Origin of the sequence: Fenollaria massiliensis (genome assembly GCF_023347705.1) — a bacterium.
Lineage (GTDB): Bacteria > Bacillota > Clostridia > Tissierellales > Peptoniphilaceae > Fenollaria > Fenollaria massiliensis.
Window position 1 is genome coordinate 943322 of the sequence record NZ_CP096649.1, and the last position, 19643, is coordinate 962964.

General features: G+C 32.5%; 13 protein-coding genes and 2 tRNA genes. 2 read left to right on the plus strand and 13 right to left on the minus strand.

Going from position 1 to position 19643, the window contains the following annotated elements; all coding sequences use genetic code 11:
* Positions 1-22: 22 nt before the first annotated feature.
* The 6 genes from M1R53_RS04800 to rpsT form a co-directional block, all read right to left on the minus strand.
* Entirely contained in the window at positions 23-1567 is a 1545-nt protein-coding gene (locus tag M1R53_RS04800) for an ABC transporter substrate-binding protein (protein ID WP_249242168.1), read from the minus strand.
* Positions 1564-2139, minus strand: coding sequence for a lytic transglycosylase domain-containing protein (locus M1R53_RS04805; RefSeq protein ID WP_249242169.1), 576 nt, complete (start codon positions 2137-2139; stop codon positions 1564-1566). The genes M1R53_RS04800 and M1R53_RS04805 overlap by 4 nt, the downstream gene beginning before the upstream one ends.
* The gene (gene coaE / locus M1R53_RS04810; RefSeq protein WP_249242170.1) at positions 2123-2722 is read right to left on the minus strand and encodes a dephospho-CoA kinase; all 600 of its coding nucleotides are present in this window, start codon (positions 2720-2722) and stop codon (positions 2123-2125) included. Before coaE ends, M1R53_RS04805 begins: the two co-directional genes overlap by 17 nt.
* Positions 2712-5336, minus strand: a complete 2625-nt coding sequence (gene polA / locus M1R53_RS04815; protein WP_249242171.1) for a DNA polymerase I — start codon at positions 5334-5336, stop codon at positions 2712-2714. Before polA ends, coaE begins: the two co-directional genes overlap by 11 nt.
* A 134-nt stretch (positions 5337-5470) precedes the next feature.
* A tRNA-Lys gene (locus M1R53_RS04820) sits at positions 5471-5546 on the minus strand.
* A 108-nt stretch (positions 5547-5654) separates the two neighbouring features.
* Positions 5655-5918, minus strand: coding sequence for a 30S ribosomal protein S20 (gene rpsT, locus M1R53_RS04825; protein WP_019213692.1), 264 nt, complete (start codon positions 5916-5918; stop codon positions 5655-5657).
* A 157-nt stretch (positions 5919-6075) separates the two neighbouring features.
* Between rpsT and M1R53_RS04830 the strand changes: the two genes are divergently transcribed.
* Both M1R53_RS04830 and M1R53_RS04835 read left to right on the plus strand, forming a co-directional pair.
* Positions 6076-6173, plus strand: a tRNA-Sec gene (locus M1R53_RS04830).
* An 86-nt stretch (positions 6174-6259) separates the two neighbouring features.
* On the plus strand, positions 6260-8314 hold the full coding sequence (locus tag M1R53_RS04835; protein WP_249242172.1) for a phospho-sugar mutase: 2055 nt from the start codon (positions 6260-6262) through the stop codon (positions 8312-8314).
* 53 nt (positions 8315-8367) lie between these two features.
* Here the strand turns inward: M1R53_RS04835 and M1R53_RS04840 are convergent, their stop codons facing one another.
* The 7 genes from M1R53_RS04840 to recA form a co-directional block, all read right to left on the minus strand.
* On the minus strand, positions 8368-15117 hold the full coding sequence (locus M1R53_RS04840; protein ID WP_249242173.1) for a S8 family serine peptidase: 6750 nt from the start codon (positions 15115-15117) through the stop codon (positions 8368-8370).
* 201 nt (positions 15118-15318) lie between these two features.
* A complete protein-coding gene (locus M1R53_RS04845; protein ID WP_249242174.1) occupies positions 15319-15516 on the minus strand; it encodes a hypothetical protein in 198 nt (65 codons plus the stop codon).
* Positions 15517-15520: 4 nt separating this feature from the next.
* Positions 15521-16177, minus strand: a complete 657-nt coding sequence (locus M1R53_RS04850) for a P-loop NTPase family protein (protein ID WP_249242175.1) — start codon at positions 16175-16177, stop codon at positions 15521-15523.
* Positions 16170-16406: a hypothetical protein gene (locus M1R53_RS04855; protein WP_019213696.1), complete on the minus strand. Its 237-nt coding sequence runs from the start codon at positions 16404-16406 to the stop codon at positions 16170-16172. The genes M1R53_RS04850 and M1R53_RS04855 overlap by 8 nt, the downstream gene beginning before the upstream one ends.
* Before the next feature lie 11 nt (positions 16407-16417).
* Complete coding sequence (locus tag M1R53_RS04860; protein WP_249242176.1) at positions 16418-17581, minus strand: AAA family ATPase; 1164 nt, start codon at positions 17579-17581, stop codon at positions 16418-16420.
* Entirely contained in the window at positions 17568-18569 is a 1002-nt protein-coding gene (locus M1R53_RS04865) for a metallophosphoesterase family protein (protein WP_070598898.1), read from the minus strand. The genes M1R53_RS04860 and M1R53_RS04865 overlap by 14 nt, the downstream gene beginning before the upstream one ends.
* Positions 18570-18579: 10 nt before the next feature.
* Positions 18580-19629, minus strand: coding sequence for a recombinase RecA (gene recA, locus M1R53_RS04870; protein WP_070599113.1), 1050 nt, complete (start codon positions 19627-19629; stop codon positions 18580-18582).
* Between the last annotated feature and the right edge of the window lie 14 nt (positions 19630-19643).

Here is a 19643-nt window from a genome sequence, read left to right on the forward strand (position 1 = left end):
ATAACATTAAATTCGAATAATATCAAGACTTTGCGCTCACAATAATTAAATCTTTTATCTTCGAATAAACATTTTGAAAATTAATTTTGCCATCATAAATCATATTTTCTTTAAGAACTAAAGCATTCTTCTCATAACCAAGCGGTATATATATCTTTTCATTTTGAAGAAAATTATTTATTTCTTTGTATTCAATCTTGTTAGTATATAAATTATTAAGTAAAGCTTCATATCTATCGTCAGAGTAACTAGTAAAATTTGCTTCTGACCTGTTTGAAAATCTATAGTTTAAATCAAATGAATTATTTACTAAATACTCTCCTACATAGATGTCGTAGTTTTCAGTAAAGCTAATGTCATTCGCATTTTTACCAAGCATCTCAACCTTAAATCCAGCGTTATCAAGCTGTGTATAAATTATGTTGGCTATAGCTCTTTTCTTGGCATCGTTTTTGTTATAAAGTATATTTAATTTAATAATTTTATTGTTTTCATCGACATACTGATGATTTTCATTCTTTTTAACGCTAAGCTTAGATAAATCTTCTTTCTCTTTTATATCGTGTAGACCAAATACTGATTCTTCAGGATAAAATCCTTTGCAAAGTGATAAATTAGTAGAAAAAACTTCCTTATTTATTATATCTTTATTTATACTAGCCTCAATTACTTTTCTTAAGTCAAGTGATGGATTCTTCTTATAATTAAATCCTATATAATAAAGCTTATTCGATGGAAACTCAAGTGCAGTATACTTAGAGCTGTTTAAAAACTCTGAGTAATTTGTATCAAAAGCCGTGTATATATCAAGTTTTCCTGTTTCAAAAATGCCTTCAAAGTTACTAGGATTATCTATGACAATGCCTGTAACTGTATCAATTGATGCTTGACCATTGAAATAAGATTTATTTTTCTCCAAAATAAGCGTCTTGTTATTTTCATAAGACTTAAACTTGAATGGTCCTGTGCCATTAGGCGTATAATTTTTATAATCATCAGCCGATGAAATTATAGGAAAAGTTAATTTATATAAATTATTTTTACTTGCGCTTGCAAATCTCACTTCTACAGTGTTATTATCAACTCTATTCATAGCAAAGTTTTGCGAACCATTAAAAATTTTATTTGACTCGTCATTAATCAAGTTATAATAAAATGATCTATCCTTATTATTTAAAATATAATTATATGAGAAAATTACATCATCTGCGCTTAAAATTTTGCCGTTATGAAATTTAACGCCTTCTCTTAACTTTATTCTATAAGTTCTGTCGTCAATTTTTTCGACTGAACTTGCTAACAAATTATTTAGCGATGAATCGTCATTAATCTCTAAAAGGCTTGAATAAATCAAATCTTTGAAATAAAAATAATACAAGTTATCATTAAGTATTGGATTAAATGTTTTAAATGGTGTTAGCGGCAGATTGATATTGCCTCCTTGTGACAATAAATATGCTTCTCCGCCCTCTTTATTCACATCTTCTTTATCATCACTTTTATTACAAGCTACAAAATTGATACAAAGCGCAAAAACCATTATTAATAAAAATATTTTCTTTTTCATCTTACGTAATCCTCCAATAAATTTGAAAGCTCACCAAGAAAAATACCATATTTATCCATAAAACTAATTATATTTTTTGTTAATTTGATTTCTCTAACATATTTTCTTGTTTCGTTAAAGTCAACATAGTTGTCCATATCTTCTTTACTGTATCCTTCAGAATTGACCCAGCGTTTAGCATTTTCTGGTCCTGCGTTGTATGCAAGAAGCGCGTGCTCTTCATCTGAGTCCATAAGGTTCATTAAGTATGACAAATAATATGTTCCTAGCCTAATGTTATTGTCGGCAGACTCTATCTTATAATCTTCTATCTTTAGCTTGTTCATAAGCCAAAGCGCTGTCGACGGCATTAACTGCATAAGGCCGATTGCGCCTTTTGATGAAACTGCAGTCTCTTTAAAGCGTGATTCCTTGAATATAACCGCTTTAACTAAGGATCTATCGACATTATATTCAGACGAGTATTTATCAATAATATCGTCATACTTTTTGGGTATGAAGTATAGATAAACTAACTCCACCAGAAATATTATTATAAATAGCTTTATTATAAATTTAATTAGCTTTTTCATTTATTCTCTCCAAAGTTTTCAAGACTTCTCTCTTTAAATCATCTTCTGAGGCATTGTTATTTATGATATAATTAGACGCTTTAATCTTTTCTTCGCTAGTAACGCGAGTGTCTATCATAGCTATAGCCTCTTTTTCACTAATTTTATTTCTATGCATAAGTCTTGAAACTTGTATTTTTTTATCAATATTTACAAAGATAATGCCTTTAATCTCAATTTTAGAATCAAGAAAATATTCACGTGCCTCAAAAAACATTGGCACTTCGATGAAATTAAATCCATCTAAAAGCATTTCTTTTATTTTTTTATAAACAAGTGGATGCACGAAGGCTTCTACTCTATTTTTTAAGGATATGTCTTTAAATATAGTCTCTCTTAATTTATCTTTGTCAAGCTTTTTATCAATTGTAAAAAATTTTTCGCCAATTTCTATTTTAAAGCTCTTCAAAAACTCTTCGTCCTCGTAAAGCTCCTTCACTACATCATCCGCGCTTATGGTATTGTATCCTTCTTCAGCTATAATCTTTAAAACTGATGATTTTCCTGAAGCAATAGACCCAGTCAATATATAATTATTTTGCATCGTACCAATTATCCGCTTGATTTATATCAACTTTTAGATTCATATCAAGTCCATCGATATCTTCCATAAGAGTCTTAATAATCTTTCTAACCTTGTCCACTTCTTCATTCTTTGCTTCAACAACGATTTCGTCGTGAACAGTAACTATGATGTGCGCATCAATACCTAATTCTCTAAATTTATTAAATATCTTAACTATGGCAATCTTGATTATGTCCGCGCTAGTGCCTTGTATAGGCATATTTAGCGCAACTCTCTCGCCAAAAGCTCTTATATTGTAGTTTGAATTTTGAAGCTCTGGTATATTTCTTCTTCTATTGAAAAGTGTCTTAACATAGCCATCTTCCTTAGCTTTTTCAACTACATCATTCATATATTTGTGAACGCCTGAGAATTTTTCAAAATAGTTGTCGATATATTCTTTAGCTTCTTTTCTTGAAATCTTTAGGTCTTGTGACAATGAATAATCGCTTATACCATAAACAATACCGAAGTTAACAGCCTTTGCTCTGCTTCTGTGCTCACTATCAACCTCATCAAATGGTATGTTAAATACTTCTGACGCAGTTTTTCTGTGTATGTCAAAGCCCTCTTCAAACGCGTGAAGCATCTTTTCATCTTTTGCGATGTAAGCAAGTATCCTTAGCTCGATTTGTGAGTAGTCGCTGTCAACTAGTGTGTATCCATCCTTGCTCACAAAAGCTTTTCTAATCTTTCTACCAGCCTCAGTCCTTATAGGGATGTTTTGAAGATTTGGATCTTGCGATGAAATCCTTCCAGTAGCTGTATTTGTTTGATTGAAATAAGAATGAATTCTGCCTGTATCGTCAATTAAGTCCTTAAGACCGTCAATGTATGTTGATTTAAGTTTTTGATAAGTTCTGTACTCAACAATCTGGTCAGCAATTGGATGTTTGTTTGAAAGCTTCTCTAAAACCTCAGCATCAGTTGAATAGCCAGTCTTAGTCTTTTTGATAGGCTTTATACCAAGTTTATCAAATAATATTTCAGATAACTTTTTAGGCGAATTTATATTAAATTCTTCACCTGCTAAGCTAAATATAATTCTTTCCTTTGCCTTAATAAGCTCGTCGTATTCGTCTCCAAGCCTTAAAAGCTCATCTCTATCGACCTTAAATCCAGTAAATTCCATGTCTGCCAAAGCCTCGCTAAGCGGAAGCTCTATGTCGTAGAAAAGAGTTCTTTCGTCTAAACTATCAATCTTTTCCTTAAGTATTGGATAAGCATCTTTTATAGTTTTAATCTCGTTACTTAAAACTTCACTTGCCACATCCATGTCAATGGCTGAGACCCTTTTATCTCTAATTTTTTCCTTTTTATATATATCGTCAAAAGCATTAATTTGTCTTTGCAAATAGTCCATAGCCATGTTTTGTATACTATAGTTTGATTTGTTTGAATCAATTAAATAATAAGCGATGGCAGTATCAAAAGCAAAATTTTTGATCTTGATGCCTTCTTTTTGCGCTAAAACATAAGCTTTTTTTATGTCATGTGAAACTTTTTTAATATTTTCGTCTTCTAAAATATTTTTTATACAAGATAAATTATCAGTTTTGATGATATAAATTTTATCTAGTATAAAAGTGATATATAAAATATCTGAAGTGAAATATTTATCAGTATCAGTAGTAATACTAAATATAAATTCATTTTTAACATTTTCAAGAGCCTTTAAATTATTTTCATCAATAATTTCCACATCTAAATTATTTTCTGCTACCTCTATTTTTTTGCTGCCTTCTAAGGAATTTAATCTTGAATTTAGTTCCAATTCTTCAAAAATTTCTCTAAGTGCATCATTATCAGCATCATTAATTTTGTAATCATCGATATTCATCGGTATATCAACATCTTTAACGATAGTCGCAAGCTTTTTAGATAAGAAAGCCATGTCCTTACCATCAATTATCCTTTGATTAGTCTTGTTAATTTTAAGCTCGTCAATGTGATTATAAAGATTTTCTATAGTCCTATACTCGCTAAGAATTTTAAGAGCAGTCTTTTCACCAATACCATAAATACCAGGGATATTGTCCGATTGATCACCCATAAGAGCCTTTAGATCGATGAATTCATCAGGGCTTAGTCCATAAACCTCGTTCATCTTTTCAATATTATATGTATCAAACTCACTAACGCCCTTCTTAGTGATAATAACGTCTGTATCATCTTTAATTAATTGTAGATAGTCCTTATCACCAGTTATTAAAAGCTTCTTAATATCTTTATCATCAATCATAGTTAATGTGCCTGCAAGGTCATCTGCCTCAAAGCCAGCCTTGTCCAAAACCTTAATACCCGTCTTTGTAAGTATATCCTTAAGTATTGGGAATTGAACACTTAGTTCATCAGGGAACTTCATTCTATTGCCCTTGTAATCATCATAAATATCTTTTCTAAAAGTTTTTTCTTTTCTATCAAAGACCACGCACATATATTTTGGCTCGTAATCAGCCGTAATTTTATCAAGCATGTTTAAAAAGCCATAGATACCGTTAGTAAATATGCCTTTTTTGTTACTTAATAATCTAATTGCATAAAAAGCCCTGTTAAGTAGGCTCGAACCATCTATAATTACAAAATTCTCCATTATAATCACCTGATAATATCTTAACATTAAATGGGGTATTTGTCAATTGCTTAGAATCACAAATACGCTCAATTATTATACTTATTAATAAATATAAGCATAAAAAAAGAAACGTGCAATAACACGTTTCTTCGTGGTGGACCATTAGGGACTCGAACCCTAGACCCACTGATTAAGAGTCAGTTGCTCTACCACCTGAGCTAATGGTCCAAAACTACTTTACTATTATACAACAAGATTTTTGATTTGTAAAGGGTTTTTTAAAAATTTTTTAAAAAATTTAAAATTAGTTAAAAGAGACAATAAGGTCTCTTTTAACTAAACAGCCTTATTTAACTTGTGAGTTAATCTACTCATCTTTCTAGCAACTTTATTCTTGTGGAATAAGTTTCTTTGTTCTGCTTTCTTTAACTTTTTATCTATAACTTTAAGTACTTCTCTAGCTTCGTCTGTTTTGCTTTCACTAACCAATAATTCAAATCTCTTTATAAGGTTCTTAAGCTCAGTTTTTCTAGATTTATTTACTAAAGTTTTATTCTTAATAACTGATATTCTTTTCTTCGCAGATTTAATGTTTGCCAATAATCTCACCTCCAAATTTCATAACATTGATATTTTACCATAAATTTTTGGAAATAGCAAGACTTTTTTTAATATTTATTGATTTTTTATAAAAATTCTCATAATAAATATAAATAACTTGTAAATTCATATCAATTATGCTATAATATATAGGTCTGGGGGTAGATGAGTCCTGGTGGGCTCTCCGGTCTTCAAAACCGTGCATGTGGGGTTTGTAGCTTCATAGGTGTGTTCGATTCGCACATACTCCCGCCATATATTGATCAAACTATTGTAGTTTGATCTTTTTTTATTGTTTATCTTCCCTATATGTATTATAATATATACAAAGGAGTGATTTAATGAGCAAAATTTTGAAATTCAAAAACAGCGATAACGATATAAATAAAAATAAATCATATACACAAATCATAACAACTAAGCCTTACTGCTTCACTTACGCTAATTATAAAAGCGGACTTATTCTTTCTTATATATATATAAATGGAAAAGCTTATGAGGTAAATAGCTATTACGAAGCGTATGAGACTTTGCTTAAGGTTCTTACTTATTATTATAAAGATAGTGTAGACATGTATTTTGATGAGAATAATCTTTCATCTACTAAGAGCTCTGATTTTAAAAGACCTTACAAGCTTGTGAATGTCTACATAGAAACGAACTATGCAAGCAAAAAACTTCTTAATATAATGGATGATCTTACAAGGATTTTTAATATGAAATATTATTTGCTCTCAAATAAAAAGAAAATTAGAACTAATAGTACTAATGACAAATACAAAACTTGGCTTTCGTATTCAAGTTTAAGTAGCGATGACGATGCTCTTCTTAAAAAGATGAGTGAAGATGAAATTAAAAATAATTTTGCGACCGACCTAGTATTTGGAACTGCTGGTCTTAGAGGTAAGCTTGGTCTTGGCACAAACATGATGAACGTATATACAGTGAAGCTTGCCGCCAAAGCCATCGCCTTAGTATTAAAAGAAAAGTTTGATGCGCCATCTGTTGTTATTGGCTACGATACAAGGCACATGTCTCGTGAATTTGCTCATCTTAGCAAAAACATTTTCACAAAAGAAGGCATTACGGTTTATCTTTTTGATGATGCGTTGCCAACGCCTTTCGTGAGCTATGGCATAAGGCATTACAAGGCCTCCTGTGGGGTCATGGTAACTGCGAGCCACAATCCGAAGGATTACAACGGCTACAAAGTTTACAATGAGCACGGATCGCAAATTCTTGAAGATATGGCTGAGCTTGTGCAAAGTAAGATGAAGACTATAAATTTTGATAATATTTCTATTACAGATAATGATGAAAAATATCTTAAAATGATTGATGATGAGTTTTTTGACTCTTATTATAAGGATCTCTACTCTATTAAACTTGATGTAGATATGGATGAAAATTTAAATTTTGTCTACACACCTCTCAATGGTACTGGTCTTAAGCCAATTGTTAAAGTGATAAAGGATTTTGGCTTTAAAAATTATCATATACCTAAAATTCAAGAGCATCCAGACCCTGACTTTACTAGCTGTCCTTACCCTAATCCTGAGTTTAAAGAGGCTTTTAACGAGGCGATAAAGCTGGCTAAAGAAAAAAATGCAGATGCGATATTTGCAAGTGACCCTGACTGCGACAGAATCAATATGGCTGTGAGAAAAGATGAGAATTATGTAATTTTGGATGGCAATAGGCTTGGCGCGCTTATGCTTGACTTCATTCTTAATCACTCAAAGGCCGCAAAGACTTCATATCTTGTCAAGTCTATCGTTACATCGGATTTTGCAAAAGCCATCGCCAAAGATCATGGCCTTGAATCTGCTGACGTTTTGACTGGTTTTAAAAACATTTGCAAGCTTGCTAATGACTTTGAAAATGTGAATGACAAGCACTTTTTCTTCGGCTTTGAAGAAAGTATCGGCTATGTTTATAAAGATTTTGTAAGAGACAAAGATGCTGTAAACGCTTTTATGATACTTATTCAAATGACTTCTTATTATAAAAAGCACAATATAAATATCTTGGATCACTTAAATGAACTATACAAAAAATATGGCTACTTTGTTCAATCGCAAGAGTCTATAGTCTTCGAAGGACTTGATGGCAAGGACAAGATGGCTAAGATTATGGATAATTTTAGAAAAAATTATAAAACTGAGATAGATGGGCTTAAATTTATTAAAAGGATTGACTACTTAAATGACGATACCGGTCTTGATAAATCAAATGTACTTAAGTACTACATCGATGACTACTCATGGATAGCGATAAGGCCATCTGGCACAGAACCTAAGATTAAATTCTATTTCTCGATAAGAACAAAAAATGAAGACGAGGCGGAAAAAGAATTAGATAGAATTAAAAATATATTTTTAGAAAAAATTAAATAATTTTGCAACATAAAAGGCTATGAGTTAACTCATAGCCTCTTATATAATGCAGCTTAATTATTTTGTAATTTTAATAGTTTTATAAGCATATCAAGTGTATAAGCAAGTTCACCTCTAGTAAATTCAGATTCAGGTGCGTACTTGCCTTTTGGCTCAACTTGAAGTAGTCCAGTCTTTTTAATCGCTATAACTGCTTCTTTTGACCATTGTGGTAGGTTTTTAAACTCATTTTCATCTACACTAACTACATCATATAATTTTATATTGTTTATCTTAATAAGATTGTATAGCATAACTATAAACTCTTGTCTAGTAACTTTCTTTTCTGCTTTAACAGTTCCGTCACTATAGCCGTTTATTATACCTTTAGATGTAGCCCACAATATAGATTCGTGATACCACTTATCATTTTCTAAATCGGTAAATGTATTCACAGCGTTTATATTTTTATCTAAAGATATAGTCATGAATACTTTTGTTACCATGGCTCTAGTAATGCTTAAATCTGCTTTAAACTCACCATTGCCCATACCTTTTAGAACGCCTCTTTCTACCATGTTTCTTATAGCTTCATCTTTTGGCTCATTTGAAACGTCTTTAAGATTAACTACTTGTTTAGGGTATTCGATTATAATACCTTCTTCCTTCTTTGTTTCAATAGGTTTAGTAGGAATGTTATCTTGAGTTTTATTTTCAATAGGCTTAGTGCTAGGTGTTTCTTCTTTAATCTCAGTTTTTGGTCTAGGTCTATATGGCCTAATTGGTTTTTCATCATTTTCTGGTAATGGTAATGGCCTTGGCTCTGGTTTTGGCTCTGGTTGTGGCTCAGGTTTTGGCTCTGGCTGTGGTTCTGGCTGTGGTTCTGGCTTAGGTACTACTTCCTCTTCTTTTTCCCATTTCGCATAAACAGTTGTATCTGTGATAGGTCTTTCTGAGTCAAAATCAAAAATTTCCGTACATTCTTTATCTTTATACCATCCAATAAATTTATAATTTTCTTTACTAGGATTTGGATTTGGTTTTACCAGCCCATCGATTCTTGAAGAGCCCACTCTTACAGTTTGATCTTCAATAACTGTGCCGCCAAATGTTTCAAATTTAATTTTTGATACAATTTCAATAATATATAAAGCGTTCATGACATAATCATCACTAGATACTATGTGAAGTCTTAAATCTTTATATCCTCTTGCTGAAATAATAATCTCATCATCTCTTTCAAAGAAAGTTTTATTTGTAAATACAAGATTTAAAATATCTTGTCCGTTCATATCTTGTCCTGCTTCTTGAGTAAATAGATAATTATTTATTTCTCCACTCTTTCTTTTTATACTTATTTCTCTGATAGCATCAAGATATTCCTTTTCGCTTGGCTTATATGCAATGAAGTGCTTACAATTTTCTTTTTTATAAGATGGGTCTTTTGATTTTATTTCTTCTAGAATTGGTTCAGAAGGATTTTTTGTATTAAGTGATAAATCATACCACATAGCCTTAATCTCAACATTTTTATCTAAAACAATCTTTTGACCTGGAAGTAATTTTTCATTATCTAATTGCCAATAATCAAATACTTTTCCATCTGGAGCTGTAAATTTTGCTTCAGGTACAATGAAGTCTTCATTTGCATACGCTTTAGCATCTTCCATAGAACCACTAGCTTCGCCAGGATTGAATTTTACGTCAAAGCTTTGATCGGGTATTTTCTTCCATAGAGCTTTTACTGTTACATCGCCATTTATTTGATATTTATGTCCTGGCTCTGCTTTTGATCCCTTATATTCCCAAGCATCAAACTCATAACCAGTAGGTGCTGTAAAGCTGCACTCAGGAAGCTCGTATATATCTCCATTATCAATTTTGACATCTTTCATAGTACCGCTGCCTTCATTTGAATCAAATTTAATTGTCCAGATTGTTTTTTGTCCCTCAATCTCTGAACTAATCGAATAATAAATATCAGTTCCCGCGTTTGTATTAGATTTTATACTTATTATAAGATTTTTGTACTTCTTTGATACTAATTTTATTGTATCTCCTTCTTTTAGTTCGGCGCTGTATAGGAATTTTAATTTCTTTATACTATTTGATGCATAATCAACGTCATCAATTATGCTGAAATTACTTATTTCACTTGTAGCACCATTATGATTTACAATTATCTTATCTAAATCGTCTAAATAGTTTTTAGCTTCATCGCTAGCAGCATATTGAATAAAGTGAGTAAAATCACTTGCATTTGCGCTTGCCAATTGAGAATTTGGCTTTATTGGATCAAGTTTTTCAGTCTCTTCCTCATTTTTCTTATCTTTTTCTTTCCATAAGGCTTTTATTGTGATATCTTCGAATATATGTTGCTCTTCTCCAGGGTTCATCTCTTTAGTATAAACTTGCCAAGCCTTAAACTCTTTATTTTCTGGCGCATCGAAAGTACATTTAGGAAGTGTATACGTTGATCTCTTTTCAACTTTTACTGGATTCATCTTGCCTTTGCCAGTATTTGCATCAAAAGATATAGTGCACATCTCTTTATCGCTTAGCTCATCTAGTTTAGCTCCTATCATATATGTTCCCTTTGTTGCTGGCTCAATCCAAGCATTATTAAACATTTCATATGATAAACCGCTTTCCATCTTATTGTCAATGCCAAGAGCTAAGTCACCATCAAGCTTTGTGAATGCTACGTAAAAATCACCATCAACTTGTACGTTAGTGATATCTAGTTTGTTCCAACCTTCTTCTTCGAAGCTTAAATCCTTTGTAAATAAAATACGTCCTGGCAGTAAATCATTGTCATCCTTATCATAGATAGAAATTCTGTACTTGCTGCCAATAAGGTCAACGTTCTTTGTCTTTGTTATATAATAAGATACTTCTTTAATCTCTCCTAGCTTATCATTTTTGATCTTATTGGCAAAAGCTCTACCCTTTAAGTCTTGTCCAGCAATTTCGTCAGAAGTTTCATTTTGATATCCAAGATCTTTTGTGCCAAGATTAAATACCTTAGGACCTAGGTTTATACTTACAGGTCCAGTAGGCACAGTAAATTCTCTCACGGTAGATTTATATCCTGCTTTGCTAGCGATGGCAACATATTTACCTGGAGTTAAGTTCTCGAAACTAATAGAATTACTATCAATTTCTCCAAGTATATCACTCTCATCTTGTTTATATAGTTTTACATTGATATTGCCACTGATTTCTCCGCCATTTTCATCATAAACATTTACAGATACAGTTTTCTTTTCCGCTTTATCTAAGTATATATCTTCTTTTTGGTCTCCGCCTTTAAGGGTAAAACTAATCTTTTTATCACTATATCCTTCAGCACTTGCAAGGGCTGTATAATCACCTTTTGGAAGTTTTATCTCAAAGTAGCCGCTACCTGCTTCGCTATCAACATAAGTATTAGTCTCATTGATATAAACTCTTCCGCTAATAGGTATTATTCCTTGTCCTTCTTCGCCAGATGAAAGTCTCTCCATATTTTCTAATCTAAATGGGCTTAGTCTATCAGCCTTTGTTATTATATTTGTGTCAGTTTTCTTTGTATTTATGCTTACATCGTCAATATACCAACCGCCGCATTGCTCTGGATTAAATCTCGAATCATCGCTTCCAGCGTCTAAAACAAATTTAACTTTAAATTTATCGCTTAAATATTCTTTAGCAATATCGACTTTATTTGTAAACCAAGAGTTTTTAATGTGTTTATCTACTTCATTTTCGTTAAGTGTATAAACTTTTTCCCAGCTTGCTCCATCGTCTTTAGAAAAATAAATTTCACCTATATCTTGATTGTAAGTGTCATAATCATCTGAGCGTCTTCTACCACTAGAGCAGAACCAGTTTTGGTAGTAAAGACAAGCGTTATCTAATCTACTTAAGTCCATGCTAGGTGAAACTAAAGTATATTTTGTTTTTGCCTTTCTGTAATCATTCATTGATGTTGACCACATCTTCATTCCAGGGTTTTTACCTAGTGAGTTTACTGTAGCAGGTTTTTTATAATTATGGTCATTTGCATCAGCTAACTCAAGCTCGCCATACTCCCAAGGAGTACTGCCACTTTCACTTGTCCAGCCTTGCTCGTCACTTTCAAAGTCATATACTAAATACTCTTTACCTTCTGTAAATGTATGGCTTAAAGTTTTTGATGCTTCGCTTGGCACATCACCAATCTTGGCTACAGCATAGTAATAATAAGTTCCTTTTTGTGGTTTAGGTATATCAACTAGGTCAATCGAATACTTTCCAAAGCCTTTATCTTTATCTTTTTTATTTAATTTTAACACACAATCAAATGGTCCATTGGGATCACTTGATCTATATAGCTCATAATCAGTAATTTTATCGTTTTCAACTGGTGAAAAACTATATACTAATTTACCGTCTTTTTTATCGGTTAATTTTATATATTTACTTGGTGCTTCTGGTATTTCTTTAGATACTTCGTCTATCTTTATATCATCAATATACCAGCCTTTGCCTTCAGTATTATACTCGCCATTTGGTCTAAAGCCAAACATTATGCATATCTTTTTGCCTTTATAAGCACTAAGGTCTATATACTCGTCTTGCCACTGTTCCTTTGATGAGTTTTTATATGATCTTAATAGCGTCCATTTTAAGTTATCTGCGTCGCTGTCTTCACGAGCCTCAGCTATCCATACTTCAGCTTGATCAAAGAAGGCAAAATCCGAATTTCCTAAGTCATAGTAATGCTTAAAGCTTATAGCTGCATTTCTAGTCTCCTTGCTTAAATCTATTGGAGGCATAACAAGTATTGAGCCTGTTCTGATTTTTTTGTATGGTGCTATACCAACAACTTTATTGTTTGGCTCATCTTCTTTTATATTGCCCCACTTAAATAGTTTTGATTCTCCTCCAAATTCAAAACCTGAGATATCTCCTTCAAAGTTTTGATTATATCCAATGCCAATGCCTTTTTCAACTGTAAAATTAAATTCATCAGTTTTAAAAGTTTGTCCATTGATATCTTTTGCTTCTATATAATAAGAACCACTATTTACTGATGTAAATGTGCTTATAGCAACGCTAACTGAGTAGTATCCACTAAGTTTAGAGCCTCTCTTTAGTTGCATTGGATAAGCCACATATTCATCTGTAGTTTTTAAATATAAAGTAACACTGTCAACACCAGCGTTATCGCTTACATCTGCATCAAAACTTGTTTTATATGTTGTAAATATTTTGTTTATAGGATTGTGAACTAACTTAGGTCCTTCTGTATCTTCTCCATGTGCTAGTAATCTTCCTGAGAATATTGCCATAGAGCTATCATTTACTTCATTGCCTTTTTCTTGTCCCTTTGCTAGTTCAACTGCTAAAGCAGCATTTACCTTGCCGTAGCCATAGCCATGGTTAGGACTACTTGTGTAGTCTTCATCTTTTAAAGGTGTTGCTGTTGAATTTAATATCTTTTCAATTTGATCAACGCTTAGATCTTTATTAACAGAAAGCATAAGTGCAACTACACCTGTTACGTGTGGACCAGCCATAGATGTTCCAGTCAAGATCTCATATTTATTGCCTGGCATTGATGAAAGAATATTAACGCCAGGGGCAACTATATCTGGCTTCCATTTATCAGTGTAATTTGATTTGCCTCTTAATGAAAATTTGGCTACATGCTCATCTTTTCTAATGGCACCAACAGCATAACTTTCAGGATATGATGCAGGAGTACCTATAGAATTTTCTCCGCCGTTGTTAAATTGACTAACGTTTCCCGCAGAAAATACTGGGAATATGCCAGCTTTTCTCCAAGCCTTAACTATATCTTGATAAAAACCGTCTGTTGAATTGCCGCCCCATGAGTTATTTACAACATTAGGAGCATATTTTGGATCTCCATTAGGAGCCATAATCCATTGGCCTGCTTTAATTAATTTTGCGTTATCTGTCTCGCCATCGTCATCAAATACTTTAACAGCCATCCACTTAGCTTTTGGTGCAACACCTAAAAGTGAATTATCCCTACTTCCTAATATAGTTCCACATACGTGTGTGCCGTGGCCTCTTGAGTCACTTGGTATCTCTTGAGATCCGTCTTTGCCAGTAATTGTGTTGTACCATGAATATGCAGCTAAACTTGCATCCTTACCTCTGTAATTGTCTTTTATAGCTGGATGAGTGCCATCAACACCAGAGTCAATGATAGCTACTACCACTTCATTATTTGATGAATTTGCAAGTTCTTGAGCCTTATCAGCAGCAATAGCTTTTAAGTTCCACGGAACATGTTTTCCGTTTGCTGAGTTCATTGAATAAGTTCTTACCTCAGGTGCGTTCTTTTCTTTTTTATCAGCTTTTATTTTTTTATTTAAAACTATCTTTTCAACTTCACTTCTTTTAGCTAAACTAGATAGTAATGATTTTTTAGCAATTACATTAATACAGTTTATTATATGAAATGACTCGTAAAATTTGACTTGTCCTGTCACTTTTTCGCTTTCAAGTATATCTACTATACTTTTTTGTGAGTTTTCAGCAAGTCTTTCAGATTGTTCGACAATCTCCTCTCTGATTGCGTCTTGAATCTCTTCTTTGGATTTTCCATAGCTTTTGTTTTGAACAAAGCTATCTATCCTAGAATAATCAAGTTCCTTGTTTAGTTTAATAATTGCGTCTACGAATTCATTATCGTCTATCTCTTTAAGTTCTACGAGTTTTTCTTCATAGCTTTGCGCATTATTTTCAATTGCAAAAACATCTACAAAGCTTGTTAACATAAGTCCTAGAACGAGAAATAAAGATAAAATTCTTTTAATTTTGCTCATATTTTACCTCCTATGATAATATTGGTTAGCAAGCGCTAACTTATTAAGTCTAGCATAGATATTATCTTTTGTCAACAAAAAACGCTATCACGATAAGACATATTTTGAAATTATTATTTTTTATAATTTTAATATATATCATAAAAAATCCTATATAAAACATAGGTTTGTGCTTTATATAGGACATCTTTTACTATTAACTTAATCATCTATAAGTGCATCTAGCTCCTCAAGTCTATCTATCCAAGCTAGGTCATCAGTCTTATCTCGCTTTTTATTTTTCTTTTTCTTCTGCTTTACACAATTTTTATCACTAAACAAAGATAAAATTAATATTATTGGGAAAAAGGCTATCATGAAGATTATCTTAACTAAGCCAATTAAGATCTTAATAATCATAAGCCTACTTCTCCACTACTTCCGAAACATTATCGCGCTTAATTACTTCAAAGGTCTTATCACCTATGTTTGATAGATATTTTGAGTGCGTAACCATAATTATCTGCCTCTTAAAGCTTTCGCTCACCTTGGATAAAAATTCTGCAACATTGTAAATATAATCTTCTGAAACGAATTTTGCTGGCTCGTCAAGCAGTATCGGTCCTTCAATCTTTGGATTGAATACTTCAATCATGGCGAAGCGAAGTGCAAGTGAGATGATGTCTACATATCCACCGCCTCTTTGCTCCTGCGGATCAGTAAGAACTTTTTCGCCATCTACTTCATCTTCTAGAAAGAAGTCTACAGCGACCTTACCATTGATGCTTTTCTCTTCAATCACGAACTTGCTTTGCGAGGCAAAAATTTCATGAAGCGCACCTGTAACCATACTCTCGATGCTCTTAATTGCTTGTTTTCTTGCGTAGTCACTAGTTTTTTCTAAAAGCAGCTTTGTTTTTTCGAAGACCATGTTCTTCTCATCTAGGCGCTCTGCTTCTTTTGTAAGCGAAGCTTTTTTATCAAGAAGCATATCTCTCTTGGTTTTATCTTGCAAAATTTTATTTTCTAGAGACTTATTAAATTTTTTAATCTTTTCAATCTCTAAAGCATAATTAATCATTGTCTTTTAAAAGCTCCTCTGCCTTTGTAATTTCACTAGCTATTTTATTTTCTAAATTTTTTATCTCTGCTTCAAGGTTTTCAGGCTCTATGCCAAGTGCTTTTATCTCTTTAATGATGTTCTCCCTATCATTAAGAAGGATGTTAAGCCTCTCCTCATACTTAACCTTGTTCAGTTTTGCCTTGTCTAAACTGTCTTTCAAGGCCTCAAGTCTATTTGTATAATCCATAATATCACCTTTTATAAATATTCTTTCACAATCAAGTCGATGTGTGCCTTGTCAACGTCCGAGTTGCAATATGGGCACTTCTTTAGCTTGATAAGTAGTTCTGTGTATTCTTTTAAGTCTTTATTTAAATTGTCATCGTTTTCCTTAATGAAGTACTTACCTTTTTCAATTGACACATTTAATTCGTTTAAACGTTTTTTTAATTCATTAAACTTATTAAATGCATTTAAATTTTTAATTATGGTATTGTCTATATCAAGTTTTTCTGTTATATTTTTACTTTTCTTGTAAATGGCTTCGGTTTTATCGATATCTAATTTTATCAAAGCTAGTTTATTTTGATAAGATTTATATTTATTTAAAATTTCATAAGACTTAAAAATATTTTCTATAAGCGCTTCATTAGATAAAATTTTATCGAAATCCTTTATCTTTTCAATTAAATAGTCTTTATTTTTCTTGTTCTCATCAAGTTTATTTTTAAGTGAATTTATTAAATTTAGCTTTTCTACTGATTCTTCTATATTTTTTGTAAGTGTCTCTCTATCTTTAAGTAATTGTTCTTCTTTTTCTATATCTTTATATATTAAAATTTTTTCATCAAGCTCTTTAATTTCTTCATTTATCCTCTTGATATCAGACTTTTGTGATTTTATATCCTTGTTCGTATCATCAATAGCTTTGTCAACTACATCTAAATTATACATCTTACCGATAAGAGCTGACTTTTGTGTCGCTGTATAGCTAAACATAAAAGGCCCATCGTGCTGAAACTGTATATTGAAGTTTATGTCACTCGCCTTATCAAGCGTAATCTTTTTTATCTTCATCACGTTTGATACTTCTGGTGGAAGTCCTGTTCTTAAGCTGTTAAACTCTTGAACTTCGCCAGTCTTCTCATTATATATGATATATAAATTTTCTTTTTTCGAACGCTTTCTCTCAACTGAGTAATCATTATTAAAATAAATTCTGACAGATACAAAATCTTCGTTATTTCTAAGCATACCAAGTCCTTGCGGCTCATTGAAGAATACCCAGCGTATTGCTCTTAGTATCGATGTTTTGCCGTTGTCAGATGGTCCGACGATTACGTTTAGTCCATCCGCAAAATCAAGCGAAGTAAATTTATGCGATTGAAAATTAATTAGATCTATCTTTTTAATCTTGACCATGAATATCTTCCTCCGCCTTCTCTAAGCGCTTTTTCGCCTCGTCTATAACTTCTTTCTCTACATTATCAGACTTAATAATCTCTTCTAAAACGCTGTAGTAGTCATACTTATCAAAGTCTGCCGCTTCTTTTATGGTGTTTTCAAAATTAAGAACTTCTAATTTATCATTCTTGTGCTTTTCGATGTATTCTCTGTCTAAAACTTCATAGCCAGGTTTTGCGCACTTCACATCAATAAGCTTGATATCTGGTTTTAGGTCATCATTTATCTCGATTAGAGCGTACTGAGGCATCCTCTTGTACTCTTCTGTCGTATTTGAACACCTTGTAAGCGAACCAGGATTTAAAAATATTCTATCGTTAAGGCTTATTATTCCAAAACCTGTGTGGTAGTGACCTGATAATGTTAAATCCGCCTTAGTGTTGATTATATCGGTTACAACGGTGTGTTCTATCTCTTTTATAAATGGTTTTTCTAATAGCATGCCATGAACGACATTTATCAGAAACTCGCCATCTTTTTTATCATATTCACTAAGTAGATAGGCTTCTTTATCTTCAGCGTCCATCTTGTATATATATGGTGTGCCAATAATTTTAACGCTATTGCCATTAGAAAATTTTTCTTCAATGGTATTTTCTCTATCAAGCATCTCAATAGCGCCAAATGATTCGAGTAGACCTAGGTGCGTTCTTGGAAGCGTATCGGGATTGCGGCCATATATATCGTGATTACCACTAACCACATAAAATTTTATATTATTCTCTTTTAAATAAAAAAGAATCCTATTAAATTTGACAAGACAAATAGTTGAAACGGTTGGAGTATCAAAAAGATCTCCACCGTGAACTATAAAATTGGCTTTGTTTTCAACTGCAAAATGAGCAGCCTCGTCAATCTTATTTATTACCGTTTCAAAATAATTATCAAGTCTATTTATAGGATTTTTTTCTTTTATATGTGTATCTGTTATAAATACAAATTTCATTATATCAACTTTATTCTTCTGTATTTTCTTCTGCTTCTAAAGCTTCGTCTTCTTTTTTACTTGCTTCTCTAACCTTTAATTCTATCTCTTCCATAAGCTCAGGTTTTTCTTTGAATAATTGTTTAACATTTTCTCTTCCTTGGCCAAGTTTTTCACCGTTATATGAGAACCATGCGCCAGCTTTTTCAACTATACCTCTATCAACTGCAACGTCCAAGATATCGCCTTCCTTAGAGATTCCTGTTCCATACATAATATCAAATTCAACTACCTTAAATGGAGGAGCAACTTTATTCTTAACAACTTTAACACGAACTCTGTTACCTACGATGACATCTTCTTTTTTGCCAACAGCTGTCTCTTCTTTTTGCTTGATTACATCAAATTTTCTTATGTCAAGTCTTACTGATGAATAGAATTTCAATGCCTTACCACCAGTAGTTGTCTCAGGACTACCAAACATGATACCAATTTTTTCTCTTAATTGGTTAATAAATACTACTGTTGAATTTGTTTTTGATATAACGCCTGATAATTTTCTCATCGCTTGAGACATAAGTCTTGCTTGTAAACCGATTGTTGCGTCGCCCATAGCTCCTTCGATCTCAGTCTTAGGTACAAGTGCTGCAACTGAGTCAACAACAACTAAATCAACAGCGCCGCTCCTAACAAGTGCTTCTGCTATGTCAAGGCCTTGCTCGCCATTATCTGGTTGAGATACTATAAGTTTATCGATGTCAACGCCCAAGTTTCTTGCATATTGTGGGTCCAAAGCGTGTTCTGCATCTATAAAAGCTGCTGTGCCGCCTCTTTTTTGACATTCAGCAATAATGTGTAGTGTTAATGTAGTCTTACCACTTGATTCTGGTCCGTAGATTTCAATGATTCTTCCCTTAGGTATACCTCCTATACCTAAAGCCATGTCAAGTGATAAGCATCCAGTTGGAATGCTTTCAATATTTAGCTTAGCGTGATCGCCAAGTCTCATTATTGAACCTTTACCAAAATCTTTCTCAATCTTTTTCAAAGCTTCATCAAGAGCTTTTTCTCTTTCGTTCATGTCCATTTCTTCAC